This is a genomic window from Sphingomonas sp. LR60, assembly GCF_036855935.1.
Classification (GTDB): Bacteria; Pseudomonadota; Alphaproteobacteria; order Sphingomonadales; family Sphingomonadaceae; genus Sphingomonas.
In genome coordinates, this window is sequence record NZ_JASPFK010000001.1 from 3,511,181 (window position 1) to 3,524,477 (window position 13,297).

Here is a 13,297-nt window from a genome sequence, read left to right on the forward strand (position 1 = left end):
GTCAGCCTGCGTGCGCCACCGCGTCCAGCGCCGGGCGCAACGCGCGCAGGTCATAGCCGGCCTGCGCCGCCTTGGCCGTCACCGCATCGGCATCGTCCCCCTGCGCGGCGCGCGCCAGCGCCCACAGGTTGCACGAGCGCGTGCCCGAACGACAATAGGCCAGCACCGGCCCGTCCGCCGCCGCCATCGCAGCCTGCATCGCATCGACCTGCGGACGCGAGAAGCCGGCTTGGGTGATCGGGATTGCGGTATAGGCGAGCCCCGCTGCCTCCGCGGCGGCGCGGATCGCGTCGCCGGCGGGCTGACCGGGTTCCTCGCCATCGGGGCGGTTGTTGACGATCGCGACATAGCCGGCAGCGGCGATCGCGGGGACATCGTCGGGGGTGATCTGCGGGGCGACCGCGATCGTCGGATCAAGAGGGCGAAGCATCGCGCTTCCGTAGCCAATCGCGCGCCCGGCGTCAGCCGGAAACGTCAGCCGGGCGCGCGCAGCGTGTCGAGGAATGCCTGACCATAAGCATCGAGCTTGCGCTGGCCGATGCCCGCGATCCGGCCGAGTGCGGCGAGCGAGGTCGGACGCAGCGCCGCCATCTCGCGCAACGCCGAATCGTGGAAGATCACATAGGGCGGCACACCGCCCTCCTTCGCCAGCTCGCGGCGCGTGACGCGTAGTGCCTCGAACAGCGGATCGTCGACCGGATTGTCCGCCGCCCCTACCCCGCGCCGCCGCCGCTCGCGCTTGGGCGGCTCGACCAGCGACAGTGTCGCCTCGCCCTTCAGCAGCGCGCGCGCGCCAGGCCCAAACTCGAGCCCGCCGTGCGCATTGGTGCGCAATGCGTCCTTCAGCAGCAACGCACGCCCGACCGGCTTGAGCATCGCGGCCTCGGCGCCATCGACGATGTTCCAGACCGACAGCGCCTCATGCCCGTTCATCAGGCTGCGCTCGCTCGACTTCCCGGTCAGCACTTCCTCGATGTAGGTCGCGCCGAACATCTGCCCGGTGCGGAACACCGCCGACAGATATTTGCGGGCCGTCTCGGTCGCGTCGATCGCGGCGGGCGGCGAGAGGCAATTGTCGCAATTGCCGCAGGTCTCGGGCGGGTGCTCACCAAAATGGCGCAACAGGATCGCACGGCGGCACCCGGCGGTCTCGACCAGTGCGCCGAGCGCCGCCAGCCGCTGCCGCTCGCCCGGCTGGCGCTGTGGCTCGACCTCGCCGATCCGCTGGCGGGCGCGCGCGAAATCCTCCGCGCCCCAGAACAGATGCGCGACCGCCGGATCGCCGTCGCGACCGGCACGACCGGTTTCCTGATAATAGGCCTCGATCGATTTCGGCAGGCCGGCATGGGCGACGAAGCGGACGTCGGGCTTGTCGATCCCCATCCCGAACGCGACCGTCGCGCACATCACCATATCCTCCGACGCGACGAAATCGGCCTGGTTCTTCGCGCGCACCGCCGGATCCAGCCCGGCGTGATAGGCGCGCACCGGGCGCCCGGTGATCTGCGTCAGTTGCGCCGCCATCTTCTCGGTCGCGGCGCGGGTCTGGACGTAGACGATGCCGGGGCCGGGCGTGTCGCGGACGACATCGGCGATCTGGCGCGTGCTGTTGTCCTTGGGCCGGATCGCATAGCGGATGTTCGGCCGGTCGAACCCCGCGACGATCATCCCCTCGTGCGGGATGCCCAGCTGTTCGAGGATGTCGGCGCGGGTGTGCGCATCGGCGGTGGCGGTCAGCGCGAGCCGCGGCACGTCCGCGAACGTGTCGAGCAATGGGCGCAACAGCCGGTAATCGGGGCGGAAGTCATGCCCCCATTCGCTGACGCAATGCGCCTCGTCGATCGCGAACAGCGCCGGGCGGCCGCGCGTCAACAGGTCGCGGAAGTCGGCGGTCGAGGCGCGCTCGGGCGCGACGTACAGCAGGTCCAGCTCGCCATCGAGGTAGCGCCCGCGCGTCTCGGCCTTGTTCTCGTCGACGCTGGTCAATGTCGCGGCGCGCAGGCCGACCGCGGTCGCCGCGCGCAGCTGGTCGTGCATCAACGCGATCAACGGACTGACGACGACGCACGTCCCCTCCAGCATCGCCGAGGGCAGTTGATAGCAGAGCGACTTGCCGGCGCCGGTCGGCATCACCGCCAGCGTCCGCTCGCCCGCGAGCACGCGCGTGACCACCTGCTCCTGCACGCCGCGGAACGCAGGGAAGCCGAAGATGCGGTGAAGGTCGGGAAGCGGATCGCGCGCCATGTGCACGGGCAGCACCTAGGCGTGCAGAACCGCTTCCGCAACAGCGGCGGGAACGGCCGGCGGCGCTGGCGCGTAGTGCGCGGGGTCACTGACCTGCCGAAAGACCGCGATGCGCGTACGCCCCAATCTTGCCCTGTTCACCTTCGCGGCGGCCACCGCGCTATCGGCGTGCGAACGGCGCGCGTCCGATACCGAGCGGCAAGCCGACAAGCCGCGCCCGATCGCCCCCGCGGCCAAGGGTGTCGACGCCCCACCCGAGCTACCGGCTGCCGCGCGATGACCGTCGAGCGCGTGAAGGATCATCGCTCCGAACAGGAGTTCACCCTGGCGGTCGGCGACCACCGCGCGGTCGCGGCCTATCAGCTCGAAGGCGGGACGATCGTGTTCACGCACACCGTCGTGCCGCCCGAGATCGAAGGGCGCGGCGTCGGCACCAAGCTGATCCGCGGCGCGCTCGATATCGTCCGCGACCGCGGATGGAAAGTGGTGCCGCAATGCCCGTTCGTGCGGGCGTATATCGAGAAGCATCCCGCGATGCGGGATCTGTTGGCGTAGGCGCAGCGTCGCTGGATTACGTAGTCGTCATTGCGAGCGTAGCGAAGCAATCCAGGGCGTCCTGATCCGGCCCTGGATTGCTTCGCTACGCTCGCAATGACGATGCGGTGGGCGCCACCTCTTTCATCGCGCCCTCCCGACTGGACCCCGGCTTTCGCCGGGGAACAGACCTACTCCGCCGCCACGCGGCTCCCGTCCGCATTCAGCCCCAGATCGTGGAGCAGCGGCCCCACCTCCGGGTCCTTGCCGTTGAAGGCGCGGAACATCGGCGCGTAATCCTCGGTATGACCCTTCGAAAGGATCATGTCGCGGAAACGCTGACCGTTGGCGCGCGTCAGCCCGCCGTGATTCTCGAACCATGCATAGGCATTCGCGTCGAGCATCTTGGTCCACTGATACGCGTAATAGCCGGCCGAATAGCCGTTCCCCCAGATGTGGAGGAAATAGCTCGACCGATAGCGTGGCGGCACGTCGGCGGTGTCGAGCCCGGTCGAGGTGAGCGCCTTCTGCTCGAAGGTGTCGACATCCTGCCGCCCGGCGGTGGCGGGCAGCGAATGCCAGCTCATGTCCAGCTCCGCCGCCGCGAGCGCCTGTCCGAAGCTGCTGCCGGTGTTGAAGGTCGCCGCCCGCTTGATCTTGGCGACCAGTGCAGGCGGGATCACTTGACCCTGGCGGTTGACTGCATAATGCGGCAGCACCTTGGGATCGAGCGCCCAATGCTCGTTGAACTGCGACGGGAATTCGACGAAGTCGCGCGCGGTATTGGTGCCCGACACCGACGGATAGGTCTGGTTCGCGAAAAGCCCGTGCAGCGCATGGCCGAACTCGTGGAACATCGTCGTCACGTCGTCGAAGGTGATTAGCGCGGGCTGCCCCGCCGCCGGCTTCGTGAAATTGCCGACATTGTAGATCACCGGCTTGGTGCCGAGCAGCTTCGACTGGTTGACGAAGTTCGACATCCACGCGCCGCCGTTCTTGTTGTCGCGCTTCCAGTAATCGAAATACATCAGCCCGATCGGCGTGCCATTCTCCTCCGACACCTCATAGACCATCACGTCGGGTTGATAGACGGGCAGGTCGGTGCGGCGCTTGAAGGTGATGCCGTACAGCTGGTTGGCGGCGTAGAACACGCCGTCGGTCAGCACCTTGTTGATCTCGAAATACGGCTTCAGCTCGTCCTGGTTCAGGTCGTACTTCGCCTTGCGCAGCTTCTCCGAATAGAGATCCCAGTCCCACGGCTTGAGCTGGAAATTGCCGCCCTCGGCCTTGATCTGCTGCTGCAACTCGGCGGCTTCGCGGCGCTGCTCGGCGCCGACCGGCTTGCCGAGCTGCTGCATGAAGCCGAGCGCCGTGGTCGGGTTCTTCGCCATCTGGTCGGACAGCACGTAATCGGCCCAGGTCGCAAAGCCGAGCAGCTTCGCCTTCTGCGCGCGCAGTTCGGCGAGCTGGCTGATCGTCGCGCGCGTGTCGTTGGCGTCGCCCTTTTCAGCGCGCGTCCAGCTCGCGTTGAACAGCGCCTCGCGCGTCGCGCGGTCGGTCAGCGACGCGAGCGCCGGCTGCTCGGTGGTGTTCTGGAGCGTCAGGACGTACTTGCCCGTGAGCCCACGGTCCTTGGCGGCATCCGCCGCAGCGGCGATCTCCGCCTCCGAAAGCCCCGCCAGCTTGGCGCGATCGTCGACGACCAGCGCGCCGGCCTTGGCGGCGGCGAGCAGCTTCTGCTGGAAGGCGGTCTCCAGTGTCGAAAGCTGCGCGTTCAGCGCGCTCAGCTTGGTCTTGTCGGCGGGTGACAGCTTGGCACCGGCGCGGACCATATTCTCATAGGTCAGCGTCAGCACCTGCAGTTGCTCGGGCGTCAGCTTGAGGGTCTGGCGCGCATCGTACAGCGTGCGGACGCGCGCGAAGAGCTGCGGGTTGAGCTGGATCGCGTCCTGATGCGCCGCGAACTTGGGCGCGAGCACTTCCTGCGTCTTCTGGAGCACGTCATTGGTATTCGCGCCGTTGACGCCGTAGAAAGCGAGCGCGGCGCGCTCCAGCAACCGGCCCGAGCGCTCCAGCGCAGCGATCGTGTTGTCGAACGTCGGCATCGAGCGAACGCGGACAATGTTGTTCACCTCGGCGAGCTGCTCGGCCATCCCGGCCTCGAGCGCTGGCTGATAATCGGTGTCCTTGATGCGGTCGAACGGTGGCGCCTCGAACGGCAGCGTGCTCGGCTTCGCGAAAGGATTGGTGGCGGGAAGCGGCGCGGCGGATTGCGCGGCGGCGCCGATCGGCACGGCGGCAGAGGTCGTCATCGCGGTCAACAGGACGGCGGCGAAGGGCAAACGCATCGGAACTCCTCGGGATCGAACCTGCGCGCGGTGATGCACCCGCGCGCAGGTTGGGGCAAGGTGGCTGCCCTGTTTCCCAGGTTATCAGTCGATCGCGTCCTTCACCTTCTTGCCGGCCACGATCCCCAGCACGAGGAAGATCAGGAACAGCGCGAGCGCGATGAAGAACAGGATCTTGGCGATGCCCATGAAGGCGCCGCCGATCCCGCCGAAGCCGAGCGCGCCGAGCACGAGCCCGGCGATGAGGAAGATGACGGCGAGTTTCAACATGACATGGCTCCAGATCGATCGTGGACGGGCATCAACCCTTGCGGCTGGCTTCGAACAGGAACCAGGCGCGCTCCTCGGCCTGATCGGTCCATTCGTCGACGATCCCGCTGGTGGCATTGTCGCCGGCATCCTCGGACGCCTGCTTCACGTCGCGGAAACGCTCGACCAGCGTCAAATTGTCGTCGCGCAGTTCGGCGAGCATGTCGTCGGCAGAGACGAAGTCGCGGTCATTGTCCTTGATCGATTGCCGGCGCGAGATGTCGCCGATCGAGCGCAGCGTGGTGCCGCCCGTCTTGCGGACGCGCTCGGCGATCGCATCGGTGACGCCCAGGATCTGCGCCGCCTGATCGTCGAGCAGCAGGTGATAGTCGCGGAAGTGCGGGCCGCTGACGTGCCAGTGAAAGTTCTTGGTCTTCAGATACAGCGCATAGCTGTCCGCCAGCGCCGCGTTGAGCGCGTCGGCGACCGTGCGCGTGTCGTTACGCGCCAGATCGGTGGGGGTTTCGAGGGCAGGATTGGTGTCGGTCACGTGTCGCTCCGTACGATCAAGGTGTCGCAGGCGAAACGATCTGACGTGGGTTTGGCTCCCGTCAAGCGGGTGCGCTCAGGCTGCGCGGCGCGACGGCTCCGCCTGGTCGGTGGCGACCGCCTGTCCCAACAATTGCAGCCAGCGATGCACCGGCACGCCACGTTCCCCGCGCGCGAGCGCAAGTCGCAGCTGATTCGCGACATCGACCGCGCCGGGCATATGATGATGCTGCGCCAGTTCATGGATACGCGCGATGTCCGGCGCGAGTCGCGACGGCCCGGCGCGCCATTCGATCGCAGCGATTCGCGCGGTCAGCTCTGCACGGGCGGTGATGACATCGTTGTTGCTCATGGCGGCAAGCTCCTCTGATGCACACCTTAAAGCGGCGTCCGTTACCGGGTGCTTAACCGTGCCGATGCTTGACTTCGTCGGCGACATGCGCCAAGCGCCCTCGCCTGACGCGGCGGAGAAGCCTTCGCCGCATTTTTTGTTTTCATTCGCTAGGAACTGGTCATGGCAAAGCCGACCACCGTCAAGATCAAGCTCGTCAGCTCGGCCGACACCGGCTTCTTCTACGTCACGAAGAAGAACCCGCGCACCAAGACCGAGAAGCTGAGCTTCAACAAATACGATCCCGTGGTGCGCAAGCACGTCGAGTTCAAGGAAGCCAAGATCAAGTAACCCGGCGAGTCGCGGAAGCGACCGGCGGGTTATCCCGGCGAAGGCCGGGATCCAGAACCGCACGGGATCAGTCCGGTTCTCGCTTCTTGAAAGCCGCCCGCGCCACGCGCCGGCGGCTTTTCTGCGTGGCGCGTCAGGTCAGCTCGGTCACCGCGGCCATGAACCGCGCCAGCGTGATCGGCTTCGACACATAAGCGTCCGCGCCGGCGGCGCGCAGCCGTTCCTCGTCCTCGCGCCCGGCATAGGCGGTCACGGCCATCACCGGAATGGCACGCAGCGCCGCGTCGGCCTTCAGTTGCAGGATCAGCTCGTAGCCGGTGACGTGCGGCATCTGGATGTCCATCACGACCAGGTCGGGCGCGAACGCCCGCGCGCGCTCCACCGCCTCGCGGCCGTCGCGCACCGGCTCCACGACGAAGCCGTGCGCCCGCAGCAGGTCGCTGAACAGCTTCAGATTGAGTTCGTTGTCCTCGACAACGAGCACCCTTTGCCACGCGGCGAACACTCCCAACAGGGCGACGACAGATAGTGATGCGCAATGACACGAAACCGGACGATGCCGTGGCACGCGCACTCGATGCCTTGACCTTTGTCCTTAACGATCCGTTACGCGCCGAGCGTTTTCTCGGCACGACGGGCCTTACGCCAGACAACTTGCGAGAATACCTTACAGATCCTTCGACGCTCGCCGCAACGCTCTCTTTCCTCGAGGCACATGAACCCGACCTGATCGCCTGTGCGGAATCAACCGGGCACAGCCCTGAATCGCTCGTCGCGGCGCGGCAGGTGCTGGAGCAGCGGGCATGACGCGGCCGCTGCTGATCTCCGACTGCGATGAAGTGCTGCTGCACATGGTCCGCCACTTCGCCGACTGGCTGGGCTCCGAGCACGAGGTCGATTTCACGATCGGCACGTGGGAACTCGCCAAGAACATGAAGCGGCGCGGCAGCGACGTGCCGATGACCCGCGAGGAAATGTTCGGCTATCTCGGCGGCTTCTTCCCCGACGAGATGCACCGCCAGACGCTGGTGCCCGGTGCCGGCGAAGCGCTGGCGATGCTCGCGCAGCGCGCCGATGTCGTGATCCTCACCAATCTGGAGGATCACTGCCGGACGCACCGTATCGACCAGCTCGCCGGACACGGGATCGCGCACCGCGTCGAATGCAACCAGGGCGGCAAGGGCGCACCGGTCGCACGGCTGGTCGCCGAATATGGCGCACCGGTCGCGGTGTTCGTCGACGATCTGCCGCATCACCACGAATCGGTCGCGGAACACGCGCCAGGGGTGTGGCGATTGCACATGGTCTCCGAGCCGCAACTCGCCCCCGGCGTCCCGCCCTCGCCGCACGCCCATGCGCGGATCGACGACTGGGCGACCGCGCAGGACTGGATCGCCGCGCGCTTCGACGCCGGGGTGCCCGCGGAGGCTTGACCGCGGCGGGGCGCAAGCGGCAAGCAGCGCGACATGACCGACCGCATCGATCGCGCTCTCGAAGAGCTTGGCCTCACGCTGCCGCAGGCGGCCGCCCCCGTCGCCGCCTACGTCCCCGTCGTCGAGGCGGGCGGGCTGCTCCACATCTCGGGCCAATTGCCGTTCAAGGACGGCGCGGTCGTGACCGGGCGGCTCGGCGATGGCGTCTCGCTGGAGGACGGACAGGACGCCGCGCAGCGCTGCGCGCTGATGGTGATCGCGCAGATCAAGGCGCATTGCGGCAACCTCCAGCGCGTGACGCGGATCGTGAAGCTGGGCGTGTTCGTCAATTCGGCTGCCGACTTCACCGACCAGCCCAAGGTGGCGAACGGCGCGTCGGACCTGATGGTCAAGCTGTTCGGGGACAATGGCAAGCACGCCCGCGCCGCCGTCGGCGTCGCGGCGCTACCGCTCGGCGCGATGGTCGAGGTGGATGCGATCGTGGAAGTCGCCTCCGCCCTTTGATAGCGGGCTTCGCGATCCTATCTCGCGCGCGATGACCTCGATTACCGCGCGCCTGGTGCCCGGCGTGTCCGCCATCCCTGCCGAGCAATGGGATGCGTGCGCCGGCACTGCCAACCCGTTCGTCGGCCACGCTTTCCTGGCCGCGCTCGAGGAATCGGGCAGCGTCGGTGGGCGCAGCGGCTGGCAACCGGTGCCGATCGTCGTCGATGGCGCGGATGGCGCGCCGATCGCGATCGCGCCGGCCTATGCCAAGGGCCACAGCCAGGGCGAATATGTCTTCGACCACGGCTGGGCCGATGCGTGGGAGCGCGCGGGTGGCCGCTATTATCCGAAGCTACAGGTCGCCGCGCCCTTCACGCCCGTTCCCGGCCCGCGCCTGCTGCTGCGCGACCCGCACGCCGCACCCGCGCTGATCGGCGCGATCGAGGCGGTGGTGGCGCAGCACGAGCTGTCCTCCGCGCACGTGACCTTCGTTACCCCCAGCAACTGCCGCTATTCGCCGCTGCGGGGTGGCTGGTGCGCGAGGGGACGCAATTCCACTGGCAGAACAATGGCTATGCGACCTTCGACGACTTCCTCGCCGCGCTCGCCAGCCGCAAGCGCAAGGCGATCCGCAAGGAGCGCGCCGCCGCGATCGAGGGCCTGACGATCCGCCACCTGACCGGTGCGGCGATCGGCGCGCGCGAGTGGGACGCCTTCTGGCGCTTCTACCAGGACACCGGCAGCCGAAAATGGGGACAGCCCTATCTGACGCGCAGCTTCTTCCCGCTGCTGGGGAAGGCGCTCGGCGAGCGCGTGCTGCTGATCCTTGCCGAGCGCGACGGGGTGCCGATCGCGGGGGCGCTCAACCTGATCGGCGAGGATGCGCTCTACGGCCGCTATTGGGGCGCGACCGAGGAGGTGCCATTCCTCCATTTCGAGCTATGCTATTATCAGGCGATCGATGCCGCGATCGCGCGCGGACTGGCGCGGGTCGAGGCCGGCGCGCAGGGCGAGCACAAGCTGGCGCGCGGCTATGCGCCGGTGTCCACCTGGTCGGCGCATTACATCCCCGATCCGAACTTCCGCCGCGCGGTGGCCGACTTCCTCGAACAGGAGCGCGTCGCGGTGGAAGGGGAACAGGCGTTTCTGGGTGAGCTGACGCCGTTCCGGCGGGGGTAGTTCGCCCCTATCGCTCAACCTGGCGCGCGCGGTCACTATCCCCACCGTTCGCCCTGAGCCTGTCGAAGGGCGTGCCACGGAGCACGTGCTTCGACAGGCTCAGCACGAACGGATCGGGTGGTACGCGTCACCCAGAAGGGTTACCGCGCCTGCTCCACCCGCAACCGCTCCAGCCGCTCTTCCTCGCGCTCGCGGCGTTCCCGCAGCGCCTCCAGCCGCTCGCGCCGCCGCTTGATCCGCTCGATCAGCCAGCGCGGTACACCCAGTTCCTCGTCGCTCGCCTCCGGTACGACCGCGTCGTGGTCGATGCGGAACAGCGTCGAATTGCTGGTCGGCGAGCGCCAGATCGGCACCAGCCCGACCGTGAAGCGCGGATTGTAGACCGGCGGGCGGATCAGCCACACATAATCGAACGCCTCGCGCGGGAAGCGGGCGAGCGCGTAATTGGCCGGCCGCCACCATTCCGCCGGGCATTTCACCGAGGTCACGATCTGCGTCGGATCGTGCGCATAGGGCCCGGCGGCGGTGTAGCGCGAGGTCAGCAATTGCGCGCCGGCCATTGACCATTGATCGTCGGTATACGCCAACCGCCGCACCAGCGCGATCGCCGGCAGATGCTCCAGCCGCGACATTCGCCACGCATTGTGGCAATTGTGCCCGACGAAGCTGATCAGCCGCGCGCCGACCGGCACATGCGGCAGCGCCGCCAGTTCCTCGTCGTAATCGCGGTCGAATTCCAGATAGCTGATCGTCGTCCCCGCCAGCCGCACGACGAAGAAGGTCAGCCCCAGCGCCGCCAGCACCGCGGCGTGGCGGAAGGTCGTGCCCGGCTTCGGCCGAATCGCGATCACCGCGACCGCGATCATGTACGGCGCCATCCGCATGTCGGCATAGGCGGAGCCGAACACGATCCGCGGCAGCACGATATAGACCGCCAGCATGAGCAGCGCCGACAAGCCCAGATGCCGCGAATAGCCGATCCGCGGATCGCGCAGCGCCTTGAACAGCACGAGGTAGATCACCGCCATGCTGCCGATATCGAACCACAGCCATCGGTCGCGCAGCGCCATCACGATCCATGCGATCTTGGTGCGCCAGTAGAAGAAGTCGGCGGTCTGCCCGGTGACGTCCGCGCCCGATCGCCACGCGATCATCAGCAGCATCGGCAGTGCGAGCGGCACGCAGCCGAGCCCGGCGCGAATCAGGCTTTCGAACCAATGCCCGCTGCCTGCGTCCTTGCGCCGGTCATGCTGGCGGATCAGCTCGCTGGAAAAGGCCAACACGCCCAGCACGCCCCAGCCGAAGGTGTGCACCACCCACAAGATGCACGACAGCGGCACGAACACCGCGACGCGCAGCCAGATCCGCCCGAGTCGCGCCAGCCGCAGCCACAGCGCGAACAGACACAGCGCCAACCCCATCGACAATGCGAAGTTCACGAACCCGAACTGCACCGGATAGCCGTAAGCGAGCGGCAGCGCGAACAGCGCGGTGGCGGGGATGCGCCCATGTACCTCGCGGGCGATCCACAACAGCCCGGCGACCGTCAGCACCGGAATCGCGATGACGATCAGCTTGACCGCCGCCTCCAGTCCAACCAGCGGCGCGAGCGGCTCGATCAACAGGTCGACGCCGAGATTGCCGATCAGCGCCCATTTGAACGAATACCAGTCCGCGAGCCACGGATGCGCGCCCCGGTCGAGCTGGACGCGGTAACGCCCCATATGTCCGGGCAGATCGACGATCGGCGGGATATCGGGCCATAGCAGCGGGATCGCCGCCGCCAGCACCGCCGCGATCACGAACCATCGCGTCTGCCACCAGTGAAGCCGGTCGTGCTGCATCGCCGCGCTTTACGGGGCCGACCCGCCTTCCCGCAAGGGGTGGATGACGCGCCAGACCAGCGCGGGGCCGCGAACGGGGATCGGACGCAACCAGTCGAACCGCTCGCCGCGCTCGAGCCGCGCCCACAAACCGTCGGGCGCGCGGTCGCGATTGGCGGTCATTTCCTGCATCCCCGGACAGACCGCGAGATAGTCGGCGTGGGTCGCGAGGATCGCGGCGCGCGCGGTCGCCGGATCGGCGGTGAAGCCCGTAATGACGCGCGCGATCGCCGCGGCGCCGCGATGATAGCCGCCCGCGACCGCGCGATGGGGCGTGTCGAGCAGCAGCGCCGGGGTGAGATCGATCGGCGCGAAGACGATGCCGGGCGGCAAGGCGCCGAGCACGCGCATGTCGCGCGTGTCGCGGCAGGGCGGACGATGGCTGAGCTGGACCTTCGCCGCCTCGCGATGCGGCACGGCGTTGAACGCAGCGGCGGCGAGCGTTCCCGGCGCGGCGAGCGCCAGCGTCGCGAGTGTCGCCGCAACCCGTGGCACCGGCCCGGATATCGCACGAGCGCGCGCCAGCAGGTGCGCGAGCCACACCGCTGCGGCCGGCGCGGCAAGCGCATTGGCGGTCGCTCCCGCACGGCTGACTGCCGCTGCCGTCACGGTCGCGGCGAGCAGCAACAATGCGAACATCGTCCAGCGCGCCCGCGCTTCGCCCGTTGCCGTGTGCCACGCGCGCGCCGCTCCGATCAGTCCCGCGATCGGCAGCGCCATCGTCGCCGCCGCCCAGACCGGTGGCTGTTCCCAGACCGGCCGCCCCTCCAGCACCGGCAGATACCAGAGCCGGTAGACGAGTGGCGGCAACGTGCCGAACGGCCCGGCAAGGCACACCGGCGCGAGCAGCACGAGTGTCGCCGCCGCCGCTGCCGCGGTCACCCCCAGCGCGATCAATCGCGCGATCATGCCGAAGCGCTCGATCGCCGCCGCGCCGATGATGCCGATCGTCGCGACGCCGAGCACCGCCAGCCACGCCGGCGCGACCGCGTCGCAGGCGGGCAGCCAGAACCCTGGCCCACGCGTCGCCGCATGGAGCAGGATCGCTCCCCCCGTCAGCGCGAGCATCGCACTGCGCAGCATGGTCCCGCGCGTCGACGCCACGATCCACGCCAGCGCCGCGACCCCGGTGATCCCGGCGGCGATCGGCAGCCCCTCCAGGGAAATCGTCAACAACGTCGCAAGTGCCGCGCCGGTCAGCAATCCGCTCCGCACGCCCGGCGTCGCGAGCAATCCGCGCGTCGCCGCGAGCGCCAGCACGATCTGCCAGCCATGATGGTCGATGCGCAGCGGTGACATCTGGAAGGTGAGCGGCACCGACAGCGCCGCCATCAAGAACGCCGGCAACACCAGCGTGTCGCCCCCCAGTCGCCGCGCGATCGACGCGATCAGCGCCAATGCCGCGAGCAAGGTGAGCAGCGGCACGACCACCACCGCAACATGCTCGGCAAGGGGCGTTCCCAGCAGCGGTCGCAGCGCCACGATCACGCCCGCCAGCGGCAGATCGACCAGCCGCGACCAATGCATCGGAAAGGCGCCGCCGTTCAGGCGATGCTGCGCAACATCGAACCAGCTTTGCCCGGCCAGCCAGTCGCGCACTTCGAGCAAGCGCATCGAATCATCGGCATCGGGCAGCACGCGCGCGACGATCGCGCCCCACCCCGCGATCAGCAGCACCAGCGAGGCGAGCGCCCAGCCGCCGATCACCAT

Annotated in this window: 15 protein-coding genes and 1 pseudogene; 7 read left to right on the plus strand and 9 right to left on the minus strand. The window is 68.1% G+C overall.

The window, feature by feature from the left end; all coding sequences use genetic code 11:
* Position 1: 1 nt before the first annotated feature.
* Both QP166_RS16700 and recQ read right to left on the minus strand, forming a co-directional pair.
* Complete coding sequence (locus QP166_RS16700) at positions 2 to 430, minus strand: TIGR01244 family sulfur transferase (protein WP_333916926.1); 429 nt, start codon at positions 428 to 430, stop codon at positions 2 to 4.
* Positions 431 to 474: 44 nt separating this feature from the next.
* Positions 475 to 2,244, minus strand: a complete 1,770-nt coding sequence (recQ, locus tag QP166_RS16705) for a DNA helicase RecQ (RefSeq protein WP_333916927.1) — start codon at positions 2,242 to 2,244, stop codon at positions 475 to 477.
* 109 nt (positions 2,245 to 2,353) lie between these two features.
* Between recQ and QP166_RS16710 the strand changes: the two genes are divergently transcribed.
* Both QP166_RS16710 and QP166_RS16715 read left to right on the plus strand, forming a co-directional pair.
* Positions 2,354 to 2,524, plus strand: coding sequence for a hypothetical protein (locus QP166_RS16710; protein ID WP_333916928.1), 171 nt, complete (start codon positions 2,354 to 2,356; stop codon positions 2,522 to 2,524).
* Positions 2,521 to 2,799 carry a GNAT family N-acetyltransferase gene (locus QP166_RS16715; protein WP_333916929.1) on the plus strand — a complete coding sequence of 93 codons (279 nt, stop codon included), beginning with the start codon at positions 2,521 to 2,523 and terminating at the stop codon, positions 2,797 to 2,799. The genes QP166_RS16710 and QP166_RS16715 overlap by 4 nt, the downstream gene beginning before the upstream one ends.
* A 170-nt stretch (positions 2,800 to 2,969) precedes the next feature.
* Here QP166_RS16715 and QP166_RS16720 read toward each other — a convergent pair whose 3' ends face one another.
* The 4 genes from QP166_RS16720 to QP166_RS16735 all read right to left on the minus strand — a co-directional run bounded on the left by QP166_RS16720 (position 2,970) and on the right by QP166_RS16735 (position 6,276).
* Complete coding sequence (locus QP166_RS16720; protein WP_333916930.1) at positions 2,970 to 5,126, minus strand: M3 family metallopeptidase; 2,157 nt, start codon at positions 5,124 to 5,126, stop codon at positions 2,970 to 2,972.
* A gap of 84 nt (positions 5,127 to 5,210) precedes the next feature.
* Positions 5,211 to 5,396: a DUF1328 family protein gene (locus tag QP166_RS16725; protein WP_333916931.1), complete on the minus strand. Its 186-nt coding sequence runs from the start codon at positions 5,394 to 5,396 to the stop codon at positions 5,211 to 5,213.
* A gap of 31 nt (positions 5,397 to 5,427) precedes the next feature.
* A complete protein-coding gene (locus QP166_RS16730; protein WP_333916932.1) occupies positions 5,428 to 5,925 on the minus strand; it encodes a Dps family protein in 498 nt (165 codons plus the stop codon).
* 75 nt (positions 5,926 to 6,000) lie between these two features.
* Positions 6,001 to 6,276: a hypothetical protein gene (locus QP166_RS16735; RefSeq protein ID WP_333916933.1), complete on the minus strand. Its 276-nt coding sequence runs from the start codon at positions 6,274 to 6,276 to the stop codon at positions 6,001 to 6,003.
* 162 nt (positions 6,277 to 6,438) lie between these two features.
* Between QP166_RS16735 and rpmG the strand changes: the two genes are divergently transcribed.
* The gene (gene rpmG / locus QP166_RS16740) at positions 6,439 to 6,606 is read left to right on the plus strand and encodes a 50S ribosomal protein L33 (protein ID WP_007407030.1); all 168 of its coding nucleotides are present in this window, start codon (positions 6,439 to 6,441) and stop codon (positions 6,604 to 6,606) included.
* Between the two features lie 133 nt (positions 6,607 to 6,739).
* On the opposite strand, the gene QP166_RS16745 is transcribed toward rpmG, so the two are convergent.
* Complete coding sequence (locus QP166_RS16745) at positions 6,740 to 7,090, minus strand: response regulator (protein ID WP_333916934.1); 351 nt, start codon at positions 7,088 to 7,090, stop codon at positions 6,740 to 6,742.
* A gap of 47 nt (positions 7,091 to 7,137) precedes the next feature.
* Here QP166_RS16745 and QP166_RS16750 point away from each other — a divergent pair, with 47 nt between their 5' ends.
* The 4 genes and pseudogenes from QP166_RS16750 (at position 7,138) to QP166_RS16765 (ending at position 9,704) form a co-directional block, all read left to right on the plus strand.
* Positions 7,138 to 7,413 (plus strand): DUF3572 domain-containing protein, encoded by a 276-nt coding sequence (locus tag QP166_RS16750; RefSeq protein WP_333916935.1) that lies wholly within the window; start codon positions 7,138 to 7,140, stop codon positions 7,411 to 7,413.
* Positions 7,410 to 8,039 carry an HAD family hydrolase gene (locus QP166_RS16755; protein ID WP_333916936.1) on the plus strand — a complete coding sequence of 210 codons (630 nt, stop codon included), beginning with the start codon at positions 7,410 to 7,412 and terminating at the stop codon, positions 8,037 to 8,039. The genes QP166_RS16750 and QP166_RS16755 overlap by 4 nt, the downstream gene beginning before the upstream one ends.
* 33 nt (positions 8,040 to 8,072) lie before the next feature.
* On the plus strand, positions 8,073 to 8,543 hold the full coding sequence (locus tag QP166_RS16760) for a RidA family protein (RefSeq protein WP_333916937.1): 471 nt from the start codon (positions 8,073 to 8,075) through the stop codon (positions 8,541 to 8,543).
* Between the two features lie 31 nt (positions 8,544 to 8,574).
* Positions 8,575 to 9,704, plus strand: a pseudogene (locus QP166_RS16765) (GNAT family N-acetyltransferase).
* Positions 9,705 to 9,844: 140 nt separating this feature from the next.
* Here the strand turns inward: QP166_RS16765 and QP166_RS16770 are convergent.
* The gene (locus QP166_RS16770) at positions 9,845 to 11,548 is read right to left on the minus strand and encodes a hypothetical protein (RefSeq protein WP_333916938.1); all 1,704 of its coding nucleotides are present in this window, start codon (positions 11,546 to 11,548) and stop codon (positions 9,845 to 9,847) included.
* Between the two features lie 9 nt (positions 11,549 to 11,557).
* Positions 11,558 to 13,297, minus strand: a complete 1,740-nt coding sequence (locus QP166_RS16775; protein WP_333916939.1) for a hypothetical protein — start codon at positions 13,295 to 13,297, stop codon at positions 11,558 to 11,560.

What these genes read in the sequence shown, in the direction of transcription:
- QP166_RS16715 (WP_333916929.1), top strand. Translation starts at nt 2,521, where the DNA reads ATGACCGTCGAGCGCGTGAAGGATCATCGCTCCGAACAGGAGTTCACC.
- QP166_RS16725 (WP_333916931.1), bottom strand. Translation starts at nt 5,396, where the DNA reads ATGTTGAAACTCGCCGTCATCTTCCTCATCGCCGGGCTCGTGCTCGGC.
- QP166_RS16700 (WP_333916926.1), bottom strand. Translation starts at nt 430, where the DNA reads ATGCTTCGCCCTCTTGATCCGACGATCGCGGTCGCCCCGCAGATCACC.
- QP166_RS16760 (WP_333916937.1), top strand. Translation starts at nt 8,073, where the DNA reads ATGACCGACCGCATCGATCGCGCTCTCGAAGAGCTTGGCCTCACGCTG.
- QP166_RS16720 (WP_333916930.1), bottom strand. Translation starts at nt 5,126, where the DNA reads ATGCGTTTGCCCTTCGCCGCCGTCCTGTTGACCGCGATGACGACCTCT.
- QP166_RS16755 (WP_333916936.1), top strand. Translation starts at nt 7,410, where the DNA reads ATGACGCGGCCGCTGCTGATCTCCGACTGCGATGAAGTGCTGCTGCAC.
- QP166_RS16775 (WP_333916939.1), bottom strand. Translation starts at nt 13,297, where the DNA reads ATGGTGATCGGCGGCTGGGCGCTCGCCTCGCTGGTGCTGCTGATCGCG.
- QP166_RS16770 (WP_333916938.1), bottom strand. Translation starts at nt 11,548, where the DNA reads ATGCAGCACGACCGGCTTCACTGGTGGCAGACGCGATGGTTCGTGATC.
- QP166_RS16735 (WP_333916933.1), bottom strand. Translation starts at nt 6,276, where the DNA reads ATGAGCAACAACGATGTCATCACCGCCCGTGCAGAGCTGACCGCGCGA.
- rpmG (WP_007407030.1), top strand. Translation starts at nt 6,439, where the DNA reads ATGGCAAAGCCGACCACCGTCAAGATCAAGCTCGTCAGCTCGGCCGAC.
- QP166_RS16750 (WP_333916935.1), top strand. Translation starts at nt 7,138, where the DNA reads ATGCGCAATGACACGAAACCGGACGATGCCGTGGCACGCGCACTCGAT.
- recQ (WP_333916927.1), bottom strand. Translation starts at nt 2,244, where the DNA reads ATGGCGCGCGATCCGCTTCCCGACCTTCACCGCATCTTCGGCTTCCCT.
- QP166_RS16710 (WP_333916928.1), top strand. Translation starts at nt 2,354, where the DNA reads ATGCGCGTACGCCCCAATCTTGCCCTGTTCACCTTCGCGGCGGCCACC.